The sequence below is a fragment of the Bradyrhizobium sp. URHA0013 genome (genome assembly GCF_000518345.1).
In the GTDB taxonomy this organism is placed as follows: domain Bacteria; phylum Pseudomonadota; class Alphaproteobacteria; order Rhizobiales; family Xanthobacteraceae; genus Bradyrhizobium.
This window is the reverse complement of sequence record NZ_KI912427.1, coordinates 357,498-369,643: the sequence shown is the minus strand read 5'-3', so window position 1 is coordinate 369,643 and position 12,146 is coordinate 357,498. Positions and strand designations below refer to the sequence as shown.

Genomic DNA, 12,146 nt, shown 5'->3' with positions numbered 1-12,146 from the left:
CTGTCGCCTCGGAGGCAGCCTGGATTGCTTCGTCGCTTCGCTCCTCGCAATGACGAGCGGAGCGCTACTGCCCCAGATATTTCTTCATCTCCGCAATGAGCCCGTCACGCAGCTCCGGCCGCTTCAGGCCGTAGGCGATATTGGCGCGGAGGAAGCCGGGTTTGGAGCCGCAATCGTGGCGCTCGCCCTCGAACTCGACGCCGTAGAATTTTTGCGATCTGGCGAGGCCGATCATGGCGTCGGTGAGCTGGATCTCGCCGCCGGCGCCGCGCTCCTGGGTCTCCAGGATCTTGAAGATCTCCGGCTGCAGGATGTAGCGGCCGGTGATCGAGAGGTTGGAGGGCGCGGTGCCCTTGGCCGGCTTCTCGACCATGCCGTCGACCTCGAACATCTTGCCGGTGCGTTTGCCGACGCCGCAGATGCCGTATTGATGGGTCAGATGATCGGGCACCGGCTCGACCGCGATGACGTTGGATTTTTCGCCGAGCTTGCTGGCGGTGTCGATCATCTGCTTCAGGCAGCCGGGCGAATTGAGCACGAGTTCGTCGGGCAGCACGACGGCGAACGGTTCGTTGCCGACGATGTCGCGCGCGCACCAGACCGCGTGACCGAGGCCGAGCGGCGCCTGCTGGCGGGTGAAGCTGACGGCGCCGGCCTCCGGCTGGTTCTGCGCCAGAACGTCCTGCTCGGTCTTCTTGCCGCGCGCGGCCAGCGTCGCATCGAGCTCGAACATCCGGTCGAAATGATCTTCGATGACACTTTTGTTGCGTCCGGTGACAAAGATGAAGTGCTCGATGCCGGCTTCCCGGGCCTCGTCATAGACGTACTGGATCAGCGGCTTGTCGACGATCGTCAGCATTTCTTTCGGCATCGCCTTGGTGGCGGGCAGGACGCGGGTGCCGAGGCCGGCAACCGGAAATACGGCTTTGCGGATTTTCATGGGATTGATCGAATACCTGAGGAACACGTGAAGGGAGCAATGGCATCTTGCTAGCTTGTTTGCAGCCGCCAACAAAGGCGGATGTGGGGCCTCATCCTCACAGAGTTAAGAAAAAGGCCACCATCAAAATTTCACCTTTGTTAAGCTGTTGGCAACCGTAACCAGGCCTCCTGAGGGGCGGATTTTGGCCGGACAGGTGTGGACATGATGCAATCAATGGCAGGGCTGGCAAAACGGGGCGGGTCCGTGACCGGTGCGACGATGATTGCGGCCGCCCTGCTGTTCCCGCTTCCCGCCGGCGCGCAGGCTCAGAACGGTCTGTCAAATCTGTTCGGCGGTATCTTCTCCGGCCCCAACGCGGCGCCTTCGCCAGCAGCGCCCGGGCCCAGCGGGGCTCAAACGGGAGTTCAACCCTGGACCGGCGAGGACGGCGCCTCCGGTCATCCGCTGATGACGGCCGCCGCGATCCGCGAGGCCGCGGGCAATTTCAACAATTGCGTCGCGGGCATGTGGCCCGATGCCGCACGGCGCAACATCACGCAGGAAAATTTCCAGCGCTTCACGGCAGGCCTCGCGCCCGATCTGCGCATCATGGACCTGATGGATTCGCAGCCGGAGTTCACCAAGTCGATCTGGGACTATCTCGACATCCTCGTGAACGACAACCGCCTCGCCAAGGGCCGCGAGGTCCTGGCCAAATACAAGGCGCAGTTCGACGCCACCGAAAAAGCCACCGGCGTCGATCGCTACATCATCGCCTCGATATGGGGCATCGAGTCCAACTACTCGACCCAGATGGGCGACCGCAGCGTGCTGCAATCGACCGCGACGCTCGCCTGCATCGGCCGCCGCCAGGCTTACTTCAAGGACGAATTCCTCTCCGCGCTGGAGATCCTCAACCGCGGCGATCTCAGGCCCGAACAATTGCGCGGGTCCTGGGCCGGCGCCTTCGGCCCGACCCAGTTCATGCCGACCGCGTTCAAGCGCTTTGCCGTGGACGGCGACGGCGACGGCCGGCGTGACGTCGTCGACAATCCCTCCGACCTGATTGCGTCGACCGCCAACAATCTGAAGAAGGACGGCTGGCAGGCCGGCCAGACCTGGGGCTACGAGGTCGTGGTGCCCCAGGGCTTCAACTACATGCTGGCCGATCGCGCCAAGGCGATGACGGTGGTGCAATGGGAAAAGCTCGGCCTCAAGCGCCCGGCCAACCAGCCCTTCCCGCATCCGGCCGAGAAGGCCTATCTGCTGGCGCCGGCCGGTGCCCAAGGGCCGGGCTTCCTGATGCTGCAGAACTTCCGGGTCATCATGAAGTACAATCCGGCCGAGGCTTATGCGCTGGCGATCGGCCATTTCGCCGACCGCCTGCGCGGCGGCCAGCCGTTCGTGCAGCCTTGGCCGCGGCAGGAACGGGAGCTGTCCCGGACCGAACGGCTGGAACTCCAGCAGCTGCTGGCCCAGCGCGGCTTCTACAAGGGCACTCCCGACGGTCAGTTCGGCGGCCAGACCCGGGAAGCCCTGCGCAATTTCCAGGCCTCGATCGGGGTCCCCGCGGACGGATTTGCCTCCTCCGACGCGCTGGACCGGCTGCGCGGGCGGTAAAATCGCGTCGAAAGTAACCCTGAACAGGGATTTTGGCCGGCAGTCTTGACCGGGGCGGCGGTTCGCCGTGTATGGGCCAATAATCTTGGGCCAAGGATCTCAAGGATCTGAAGAGAATCTGAAAGAGAATCTGCCCGTTTGGCGCCCGATTCCGTTATTATATCGAGCCTGTCCTGATCCCCATTGCACGTGCCGAGATCGCATGTCGAAGAAGTCCCTGTTCAAGGTGCTGACCGAGACCGGCCCGCTGATCGCGCTGGGGACGGCGCTTGCGATTCTGGTGTCGGTCGCGGGACCCGCCTCGGCGCAGTTCTTCAACTTCCCCGGCTTCGGCGGCCCACCGCAGCGCGCGGCTCCGCCGCCGCCGCGGAACGGTGGAGGTGGCGGTGGCGGTGGCGGTGGCGGATGGTTCGGCGGCGACTTCTTCGCGCCGTTCCAGCAGCAACAGCCGCAAGCACCGCGTCAGGACTTTTCGCGCGCGCCGGCGCCGGCCAAGCGCGAGACCATTCCCGACAGGAACGTGCTGGTGATCGGCGACGCCATGGCCGATTGGCTCGCCTACGGCCTGGAGGATGCCTACACCGAGCAGCCCGACATGGGCGTGATCCGCAAGCACAAGACCACGTCCGGCCTGATCAAGTATCAGCCCAAGGGTGAGCCCTCGGACTGGACGGCTGCTGCAAAGGGCATTCTCGAGACCGAGAAGCCCGACGTGATCGTGGTGATGCTCGGCCTCAACGACCGCATCGCGATCCGCGAGGCGGCGGCGCCCGATAAATCGGACAAGGCGACGGACAAGAAGAACGACAAGGGCGCGCGCGGCAAACCACCGGCCAAGCCCGGCGATGCCAAGCCCGGCGACACCGCCGCGAAGCCGGACGACAAGCCGGCCGATGCCGACCTGCCGCAGGATGATGCCGACAACGCTGACGCACCCGCAGTCGCTGCGCCCGAGAAGACCGCGCGTAACCCGAACGGCCTCTACGAATTCCGCGACGAACGCTGGGTCGAGCTCTACGGCAAGAAGATCGAGGAGCTCGCCAACGTCCTCAAGTCCAAGGGCGTGCCGGTGCTCTGGGTCGGCCTGCCCGCGATCCGCGGTCCCAAGGGCACCGCGGACATGCTGTTCCTGGATTCGCTCTATCGCGAAGGCGCGGCCAAGGCCGGCATCACTTACGTCGACGTCTGGGACGGCTTTGTCGACGAGGCCGGCCGCTTCTTGCAGAAGGGCCCGGACTTCGAAGGCCAGATCCGTCAACTCCGCAGCGGTGACGGCGTCTATTTCACAAAACCCGGCGCGCGCAAGCTCGCCCACTATGTCGAACGCGAGATCACCCGCCTGCTCGCCGGGCGCTCCGGCCCGATCGCGCTGCCGAGCGAACCGGCGACCCCCGACACCAGTGCCGAACCCGGCAAGCCCGCGCCGCGGCCGCTGGCCGGCCCGATCGTGCCGCTGGTTGCGGCCTCGATCTCGACCGATCAATTGCTGGGTGGGCCGGGCTCACGTCCTGCCGCCGTCGATGCGCTCGCTGCGAAGACGATGGTGAAGGGCGAGCCACTGGCTGCGCCGGCCGGCCGCGCTGACGATTATGCCTGGCCGCGCCGCGAAGTCGGCCGCGAGCAGGCCAAGGGCGATACGCCGGTCGCCGCGACGACGCCTGATGGCGGTACGCCGGGTGCGGCCGCAGCGATCGCCCCGCCAAAGCTTGCGCCAAAGAAGCCACCGGTGCCGCAGCAACCGGCACAGGCAGCGCCATCGATGCGAGATTTCTTCGGCTTTGGCTCGCCGCCGCCCCCGCCGCGTCAATTGGCGCCGGCGCCGCGCAATCCGAATCCCAACCCCGCGATCCCGCGTCCGCCTGGCAATGTCGGGCGATCGGCGGAAGTGTTCCGATAATTTTCTAAGCTGAGATCTCGTGTCCCCGACGCGCTGCAGCGTGAAACGCTGCTGCGCAGAGCCGGGACCCAGCACGTCCGACAGTCACAAAAGAATGGGCCACAAAAAGAATGGGCCCCGGCTCACAGTGCGGCGTTACACGCCGCACTGCGTCCGGGGCCAGATGCTTATTGCGTTGGCTTCAGCCGTAATAGCGCCAGCGCGGCGGCGGGCGGCGGGAAGGCCGTGCCATCAGCAACGCGAGCGCGAAGCCTATGCCGCCGGCGACCAGCAGCGCGCCGAGCGGGTTGTCCTGCACCTTCTGGGCAATCGCCTGCGAACCGTCGCGCAAGGTTTCGGCCGGCTTGTCGTAGGCGTCCTTGGCATAGCTGGCCGCGGTGTCGGTCGCGTCACGTACGGCATCCTTGGCCTGGCCGTAGAGATTCTGCACCGTGCCGGCCGCTTCGCGTGCCTTGCCCGACGCCTGTGTCTGCGCATCGCCTGCGAGATCACCGACAGCGCCTTCCGCGCGTCCGGCGAATTCCTTGGCCGATCCGACAATCCGATCTTTATCCATGATGCTCCTCCTCGGGGGTCAGCCCAAGTAACCGATCAGGAGCGGCGCAGTTCCATCTGACTTGAAATTGGACTCAGAGAATCAGCCCGCCGTCGACGACCAACGTCTGGCCGATGATGTAGGACGACAGCGGTGATGCCAGGAACAGCGCCGCGCCCGCCATGTCAGCAGGCGTGCCCAATCGCCGCAGCGGAATGCGTGAAAGTGCACCTTCGAGCCGCTTGGGATTCTCGGTCGTGACCTTCGTCATCTTGGTGTCGACCAGACCGGGCGCGATGCCGTTGACGCGGATGCCGTCTTCGGCCCAGGCCTCGCCCAGCGTCCGTGTCAATCCGACAGCCCCGGTCTTCGACGCGTTGTAAGCAGGATTGCCCATGGTGGAATGATAGGCCGCGGTCGAGGACACCATGATCAGCGATCCCCGCGAGTCCCGCAGCATGGAATGAAATCGCGTGGCGCAGGCCATCAGGCTCATCAGGTTGACCTCGACGACCTTGCGAAAGCCAGCCATCTCGAACTCGCCGCGGCGATAGAGCACCGCGCCCTGCGCGAGCACCAGGATATCGAGCCGATCGAACGACGGCTTGAACGCTTCGACCGCTCCGGCATTGCCGACGTCGAGTTGCGCGTAGGAGAGACCGGTGAGATCCGAGCCCTCCTCAGCTGAATATTCCTTCGCGTGAGCACGCGTGCCGCAGACCGCGACTTGCGCGCCCCTGACGCGAAAGGCTTGCGCGATACCGCTGCCGATGCCGCTGGATCCGCCGACGACCAGCACCTGCTTGCCTGAGAAATCGAGCTCGTTCGTCATCGCTGGCCTCCCCGATCGTCTTGCTTGTTTGACCTGTCTGCGGATCGATGACAGCCTTGTCAATCACAACAAGAACAAGCAGAGCACGAGGAAACACCATGTCCGATTTCAAACAGCTCAGCCGCTCCGTGAAGGGCCTGACTGTTCTCGTCACCGGCGCGGCCAGCGGCATGGGACGCGCAACGGCCCGCGTGTTCGCCACCGAGGGCGCCAACGTCGCCGTCACCGACTATGACGAGCAGGGCGCACTCGCCGTGGCGAAGGAGATCGCGGCAAGCGGCGGAGCCGCGAAAGCCTGGAAGCTCGACGTGGCCGACGGCGATGAGATCAGGCGCGTGGTCGGCGACGTCGCGACGCATTTCGGCGGGCTCGACATCATCGTCAACAATGCCGGCATCTCCGTGCGCGTCGCGATCGACGACGAGGCCTATGAGGACGCCTGGGCTAGGGGTATCGCGGTGATGCTGACGGCTCATCCGCGCATCATCCGCGCCGCGCTGCCTCACTTGCGCAAGTCGAAGAGCCCGCGCATCGTCAACATCGCCTCGACCGAGGCGCTCGGCGCCACCGCTTTGCACAGCCCCTATTCGGCGGCGAAGGGCGGCGTCGCCAGCCTCACCCGCTCGCTCGCGGTGGAGCTCGGCCGCGAAGGCATCACCGTCAACTGCATCTGCCCGGGGCCGGTCCGCACCGCCATCACAGACAGGATCTCGGAAGAGCACAAGACCATCTACGCCAAGCGCCGCACTGCACTGGGCCGCTACGGCGACCCCGAAGAGGTCGCGCACATGACGCTGAGCCTGTGCCTGCCGGCAGCGTCCTTCCTCACCGGCGCGGTGATCCCCGTCGACGGCGGCCTGATGGCGCGCAACGCGTGAGCGGCACCAAAGGTGCGTAGCCTGGATGGAGCGCAGCGCACTCCGGGGTTCTCACCTCGCGGGAAGACTTCCCGGATTACGCTGCGCTCCATCCGGGCTACGGGCAGCTATGCGCGCCTAGCGTTGACATCGCTTGTTACGGGAGTAACTTTTTCACCGACAGAGCGGACCAACCGCTCGCGGTTCGCGGGAGAAACGTCATGACGATCGCCATCCGGCAGCTTCACAAACATTTTGTCGGCGAGGTTTCCGGCCTCGACCTGCGGCAACCTCTCACCGAGGCCGAGGCGCGCGAGATCGAAGCCGCCATGGACAAATATGCGGTGCTGGTGTTCCACGACCAGGACATCACCGACGAACAGCAGATGGCTTTCGCGTTGAATTTCGGCCAGCGCGAGGACGCGCGCGGCGGCACGGTCACGAAGGAAAAGGACTACCGCCTCCAATCGGGCCTGAACGACGTCTCCAATCTCGGCAAGGACGGCAAGCCGCTGGCAAAGGACAGCCGCGCGCATCTGTTCAACCTCGGCAACTGCCTGTGGCATTCCGACAGCTCGTTCCGCCCCATCCCGGCAAAATTCTCGCTGCTGTCGGCCCGCGTGCTCAACCCGAAGGGCGGCAACACCGAATTCGCCGACATGCGCGCGGCCTATGACGCGCTTGACGACGAGACCAAGGCGGAGATCGAGGACCTCGTCTGCGAGCACTCGCTGATGTATTCGCGGGGATCGCTCGGCTTCACCGAATACACCGACGATGAGAAGCAGATGTTCAAGCCGGTGCTGCAACGTCTCGTGCGCACCCATCCCGTTCATCGCCGCAAGTCGCTCTATCTCTCATCGCATGCCGGCAAGATCGTCGGCATGAGCGTCCCCGAGGGTCGGCTGCTGCTGCGCGATCTCAACGAGCACGCGACCCAGAGCGAGTTCGTCTACGTCCACAAATGGACGCTGCATGACCTCGTGATGTGGGACAACCGCCAGACCATGCACCGCGTCCGCCGCTACGACCAGTCGCAGCCCCGCGACATGCGCCGCGCGACGGTCGCAGGCACGGAGCCGACGGTCCAGCAGCAGGCGGCGGAGTAGGCGTTACTCAGCAATCGGTGTCATCGCCCAGCTTGACCGGGCGATCCAGTACTCCGAGACAGTTGTGATAGAACCGATGCGCCGCGGCGTACTGGATGCCCCGCCTTCGCGGGGCATGACAGCGAGGCGCTAGGCGTGCCCGGCCTCGTTCGAGAGCATGCCGGGATCGATGCCGATCTTGCGCAGTGCGCGCCCGTATTTTTCGTCGACGTCATCGCCGAAGATCAAATCCGAATCCGCGTCGCAATGCAGCCAGCCGTTGCTCTGGATTTCGGTCTCGAGCTGGCCGGGCGCCCAGCCGGCATAACCGAGCGCGAGGATGGCGTGCTTGGGGCCGGAGCCGTTGGCGATGGCGCGCAGGATGTCGACGGTCGCGGTGAGGCAGACGCCGTCGTCGATCCGGAGCGTCGCGTTCTCGATGTAGAAATCGCTGGAGTGCAGCACGAAGCCGCGGCCGGTATCGACCGGACCGCCGCGCAGCACCTTCATGCTTTCGGCGTTCTCAGGCAGCTTGATGTGCTCGCCCTTGTTGATGATGCCGAGCTGCTGCAACAGCTCGGGGAAGTCGATGCTGCCGGCCGGGTGGTTGACGATGATGCCCATCGCGCCTTCGGCGGAGTGGGCGCAGAGATAGATCACCGAGCGCTCGAAGCGCTCGTCGCCCATCACGGGCATGGCGATCAACAGCTGGCCGTCGAGGTAGCCCGCCGAACTCGGGAGCGCGGGGGCTGACTTGCGGGTGCTTTCGCCCGTCCTCTTGCCTGTGGGAGCCATCGGTGAAGCACTCCGGTTTCAATTCCTATCCTGATGTCGGGCCGGGCCGCTGTCAAATCAAGGCTTGCAGGGCCTTGATTCAAGTGCATCCATCACAAGCAATTCAATGGTTTGCCGCGGGGTGACCCTGTAAAGACGTACCATGCTGACAAGAGTTCCCCGGCGTGCGGCGATTGGCGTCGCGACAACCCTGCTCGCGTCGTCGCTGGCGCTTGCGGCCCATGCCAACGACGCATCGCCGTGGCAGCGCGATGGACATTCCGCGGTGCGGTTGCTGGCGGGATCGCGCAGCGGCGCCGTCCTGCTCGGCGGTATCGCCTTCCAGATCCAGCCCGGCTGGAAAACCTATTGGCGCATGCCGGGCGATTCCGGCGTTCCGCCGCGCTTCGATTTCTCGAAATCCGACAATGTCGAGGCGGTGACGGTGATGTGGCCGGCCCCGCAGAAATTCGACGACGGCGCGGGCGGCCATTCGATCGGCTATCACGACCAGATCGTGCTGCCCCTGCGCATCATCGCCAAGGCGGCCGACAAGCCGGTGACGTTGCGCGCCGAGATCAATTATGCGGTGTGCGAAAAGCTTTGCATTCCGGTCGAGGCCCGCGCCGAGCTTGGCTTCAACAGCGTCGCCTCGACCGAGGACGCCAATTTGCGTGCAGCGCTCGACACCGTGCCCAAGCCTGCCACGATCGGCGATCCCAATCCGCTCACCATCCGGGACGTCAAGCGCGACGGGCCCAAGAATGTGGTGGTGGACGTCGTCGTGCCGGATGCGCGCACCGTCAATCTCTATGTGGAAGGTCCGACGCCCGATTGGGCGTTGCCGATCCCGGCGCCGGTCGAGCCCAGCCCACCGGGCGTGAAGCGATTTTCTTTCGAACTCGACGGACTGCCGCCGGGCGCCAAGCCCGACGGCGCAGCGCTGAAGTTCACGCTGGTCGGACCGGAGAAGTCGTACGAGTTCAATACCAATTTGGACTGAGACGTCGTCCTGGCGAAAGCCAGGACCCATTACCCAGGGATTAGTTTGGCGAAGATTCCTTTTTTGGAACTGCTACCCAATTCCTCCTGACAGATCACGCGGTATGGGTCCTGGCATTCGCCAGGACGACATCCTTGATCCAACCGAATCTTAACGAATGGTTGCTAATCCCCAGGGCTCCTGCGGCAAGTCTGCCGCAGCACTCGTGCGCGCCTCGGGGACCCTTCGATTTGGCCGTGATGGATGCAGAACCCGCAACGACCGGACCTGCCGGCCTGATCGCGCGGCTGCGCGAAAAATTGACGGGCGGGTCGAGCGAGGCATCGCTGACGCGACGGCTGGCCGGCACCATCTTCGTTATCCGCGTGATCAGCGCGGGCCTTGCGTATTTCTCGCAAGTGCTGCTCGCACGCTGGATGGGGACGTCGGACTACGGCGTCTATGTCTATGTCTGGACCTGGGTGCTGCTGCTCGGCAGCATGATGGACTTCGGCATCTCGGCCTCCGCGCAAAAGATCATTCCGGAATACCGCGCCCGTGGCGAGCATGCGCTGCTGCGCGGCTTTCTCTCGGGCAGCCGTTGGCTGACCTTTGCCGTTTCCGCGCTGGTCTCGCTCGGCCTCGCCGGTCTCGTCAAATTGCTGTCACCCTGGATCGAGCCGGCCGAAGAGCTGCCGCTCTATATCGGCTGCATGACGCTGCCCGCTTTCGTCGTCGCCAACACCCAGGACGGCATCGCGCGCTCGCATGACTGGATGCAGCTCGGCCTGATGCCGCAATTCATCATCCGCCAGGCGCTGATCATCGGCATCACGGCCTGCGCCTTCCTGCTCGGCTATCATCTCGGCGCGGTCGCCGCGATGATCGCGAGTGCCGGCGCGGTGTGGATCGCGATGACCGGGCAGATGGTGGTGCTGAACCGCAAGCTCGCTGGTCACATCGAGCCCGGTCCCAAGGCCTACGACGTCAGCGGCTGGCTCGCCGTCTCGCTGCCGATCCTGCTGGTCGAAAGCTTCTATTTGCTGCTGTCCTACACCGACGTGCTGGTGCTTCAGCAGTTCCGCCCCTCCGACGAGGTCGGCGTCTATTTCGCCGTGGTGAAGACGCTCGCGCTGGTCTCCTTCATCCACTACGCGATGTCGGCAACGACCGCGCATCGCTTCGCCGAATACAATGCAAGCGGCGACAAGGCGCGGCTGTCGGCTTACGTGGCGCATGCCATCAACTGGACGTTCTGGCCGTCGCTGGCGGCGACCATCGTGCTGCTCGCGCTCGGCAAGCCGCTGCTCTGGCTGTTCGGGCCGCAATTCGTGGTCGGCTACGACATCATGTTCGTCGCCGCCATTGGCCTGGTGGTCCGATCCGCGATCGGCCCGGTCGAACGGCTGCTCAACATGCTCGGCCAGCAGAAGATCTGCGCGCTGGCCTATGCGCTGGCCTTTGCGATGAACCTGGTGCTCTGCATCGCGCTGGTGCCGCACTTCGGCGGCCATGGTGCTGCGGCCGCGACCTCGATCTCGCTCAGTTTCGAGACGGTGCTGCTGTTCTGGATCGTGCGACAGCGGCTCGGGCTGCACGTGCTGGCGTTCGGGAAATAGACTTCCGCCTGCCTCGCGTGCTGCCCTCGGGGAACGGCTGCTTCGAAGCGCGCCCGGGAACAACGCGAATGCCTACCTATCGCCAGGAGCGCAGCACGATTTTTCTTATTACCCCCAATCGGTTGCGCTGCAGGGAAAGTTTATTCTACGTCATATTGCCCAACTGACGAGATAAACCTAAGATTCCCTGGACATGATCGATCCACTCTACGTCGCCTCCGGGTTCGGCGTCGGCCTGCTGGTCGGGATGACCGGCGTCGGCGGCGGTTCGTTGATGACGCCGCTGCTGATCCTGCTGTTCGGGATTCATCCATCGACCGCGGTCGGCACCGACCTGCTCTATGCCGCCGCCACCAAGACCGGCGGCAGCTTGGTGCATGGCTGGTCGCGCAGCGTGCACTGGCCGGCGGTGCTGCGGCTCGCCTGCGGCAGCCTTCCGGCGAGCGCGCTGACGCTGCTCGTGCTGTGGAAGCTCGACCTCAAGAGCGATTCCGAGCGCAATCTCGTCAACCTCGTGCTCTGCTTCGCGCTGCTGCTGACCGCGACCTCGCTGATCTTCCGCAGATCGATCATGGAGCGCTATCGCCGGCGCCTGGAGCAGGTCGATGACCGCACCACCGCGATCGCAACCGTCGTCACCGGAATCGTGCTCGGCGTGCTGGTCTCGATTTCATCGGTCGGCGCCGGCGCGGTCGGCGTCACCGTTCTGCTACTGCTCTATCCGCGCCTGCCGGTGGCGACCATCGTCGGCTCCGACATCGCCCATGCCGTCCCGCTGACGCTGATCGCCGGAATGGGGCATTGGGCTCTTGGCGACGTGGATTGGGCGCTGATGGGCGTGCTGCTGTTGGGCTCGCTGCCCGGCATCATCGTCGGCAGCTTCAGCGCGACGCGCGTCCCCGAGACGGTGCTGCGCCTGACCCTTGCCTGCGTGCTGTTCGTGGTCGCCGGCAAGATCATGTTCGCGGAGCTGCACCTGTCCTCGGCATTCGAGACGGCGCTGGCCTGGACGCACTGAAC

General features: G+C 64.8%; 11 protein-coding genes. 7 read left to right on the top strand and 4 right to left on the bottom strand.

Annotated features, from left to right (window positions below):
* Positions 1-64: 64 nt before the first annotated feature.
* A complete protein-coding gene (locus N551_RS0131120; protein ID WP_007599884.1) occupies positions 65-940 on the bottom strand; it encodes a UTP--glucose-1-phosphate uridylyltransferase in 876 nt (291 codons plus the stop codon).
* A gap of 204 nt (positions 941-1,144) precedes the next feature.
* On the opposite strand from N551_RS0131120, the gene N551_RS0131115 reads away from it, so the two are divergent.
* Together N551_RS0131115 and N551_RS0131110 are read left to right on the top strand one after the other, a co-directional pair.
* Positions 1,145-2,542 (top strand): lytic murein transglycosylase, encoded by a 1,398-nt coding sequence (locus tag N551_RS0131115; protein WP_197031215.1) that lies wholly within the window; start codon positions 1,145-1,147, stop codon positions 2,540-2,542.
* A gap of 202 nt (positions 2,543-2,744) precedes the next feature.
* Positions 2,745-4,439 (top strand): SGNH family hydrolase, encoded by a 1,695-nt coding sequence (locus tag N551_RS0131110; protein ID WP_027570249.1) that lies wholly within the window; start codon positions 2,745-2,747, stop codon positions 4,437-4,439.
* Positions 4,440-4,620: 181 nt separating this feature from the next.
* Here the strand turns inward: N551_RS0131110 and N551_RS0131105 are convergent, their stop codons facing one another.
* Together N551_RS0131105 and N551_RS0131100 are read right to left on the bottom strand one after the other, a co-directional pair.
* Positions 4,621-4,995, bottom strand: coding sequence for a CsbD family protein (locus N551_RS0131105; protein WP_027570248.1), 375 nt, complete (start codon positions 4,993-4,995; stop codon positions 4,621-4,623).
* A 73-nt stretch (positions 4,996-5,068) separates the two neighbouring features.
* Entirely contained in the window at positions 5,069-5,806 is a 738-nt protein-coding gene (locus N551_RS0131100; RefSeq protein WP_027570247.1) for an SDR family NAD(P)-dependent oxidoreductase, read from the bottom strand.
* Positions 5,807-5,904: 98 nt separating this feature from the next.
* Here N551_RS0131100 and N551_RS0131095 point away from each other — a divergent pair, with 98 nt between their 5' ends.
* Together N551_RS0131095 and N551_RS0131090 are read left to right on the top strand one after the other, a co-directional pair.
* Positions 5,905-6,684, top strand: a complete 780-nt coding sequence (locus tag N551_RS0131095) for an SDR family NAD(P)-dependent oxidoreductase (protein WP_027570246.1) — start codon at positions 5,905-5,907, stop codon at positions 6,682-6,684.
* A gap of 200 nt (positions 6,685-6,884) precedes the next feature.
* Entirely contained in the window at positions 6,885-7,772 is an 888-nt protein-coding gene (locus tag N551_RS0131090; RefSeq protein ID WP_027570245.1) for a TauD/TfdA family dioxygenase, read from the top strand.
* 129 nt (positions 7,773-7,901) lie between these two features.
* Here N551_RS0131090 and N551_RS0131085 read toward each other — a convergent pair whose 3' ends face one another.
* Positions 7,902-8,546 carry a YqgE/AlgH family protein gene (locus N551_RS0131085; protein ID WP_007605477.1) on the bottom strand — a complete coding sequence of 215 codons (645 nt, stop codon included), beginning with the start codon at positions 8,544-8,546 and terminating at the stop codon, positions 7,902-7,904.
* A 142-nt stretch (positions 8,547-8,688) separates the two neighbouring features.
* Between N551_RS0131085 and N551_RS0131080 the strand changes: the two genes are divergently transcribed.
* From N551_RS0131080 to N551_RS0131070, 3 genes are all read left to right on the top strand, one after another.
* The gene (locus tag N551_RS0131080) at positions 8,689-9,528 is read left to right on the top strand and encodes a protein-disulfide reductase DsbD domain-containing protein (protein ID WP_027570244.1); all 840 of its coding nucleotides are present in this window, start codon (positions 8,689-8,691) and stop codon (positions 9,526-9,528) included.
* Between the two features lie 230 nt (positions 9,529-9,758).
* Complete coding sequence (locus N551_RS0131075; RefSeq protein ID WP_027570243.1) at positions 9,759-11,126, top strand: flippase; 1,368 nt, start codon at positions 9,759-9,761, stop codon at positions 11,124-11,126.
* 193 nt (positions 11,127-11,319) lie between these two features.
* The gene (locus N551_RS0131070; protein WP_027570242.1) at positions 11,320-12,144 is read left to right on the top strand and encodes a sulfite exporter TauE/SafE family protein; all 825 of its coding nucleotides are present in this window, start codon (positions 11,320-11,322) and stop codon (positions 12,142-12,144) included.
* Positions 12,145-12,146 lie beyond the last annotated feature (2 nt).

Coding starts and splice junctions, on each gene's coding strand:
- N551_RS0131085 (WP_007605477.1), bottom strand. CDS start 8,546: ATGGCTCCCACAGGCAAGAGGACGGGCGAAAGCACCCGCAAGTCAGCC.
- N551_RS0131105 (WP_027570248.1), bottom strand. CDS start 4,995: ATGGATAAAGATCGGATTGTCGGATCGGCCAAGGAATTCGCCGGACGC.
- N551_RS0131115 (WP_197031215.1), top strand. CDS start 1,145: ATGATGCAATCAATGGCAGGGCTGGCAAAACGGGGCGGGTCCGTGACC.
- N551_RS0131120 (WP_007599884.1), bottom strand. CDS start 940: ATGAAAATCCGCAAAGCCGTATTTCCGGTTGCCGGCCTCGGCACCCGC.
- N551_RS0131070 (WP_027570242.1), top strand. CDS start 11,320: ATGATCGATCCACTCTACGTCGCCTCCGGGTTCGGCGTCGGCCTGCTG.
- N551_RS0131095 (WP_027570246.1), top strand. CDS start 5,905: ATGTCCGATTTCAAACAGCTCAGCCGCTCCGTGAAGGGCCTGACTGTT.
- N551_RS0131110 (WP_027570249.1), top strand. CDS start 2,745: ATGTCGAAGAAGTCCCTGTTCAAGGTGCTGACCGAGACCGGCCCGCTG.
- N551_RS0131100 (WP_027570247.1), bottom strand. CDS start 5,806: ATGACGAACGAGCTCGATTTCTCAGGCAAGCAGGTGCTGGTCGTCGGC.
- N551_RS0131080 (WP_027570244.1), top strand. CDS start 8,689: ATGCTGACAAGAGTTCCCCGGCGTGCGGCGATTGGCGTCGCGACAACC.
- N551_RS0131090 (WP_027570245.1), top strand. CDS start 6,885: ATGACGATCGCCATCCGGCAGCTTCACAAACATTTTGTCGGCGAGGTT.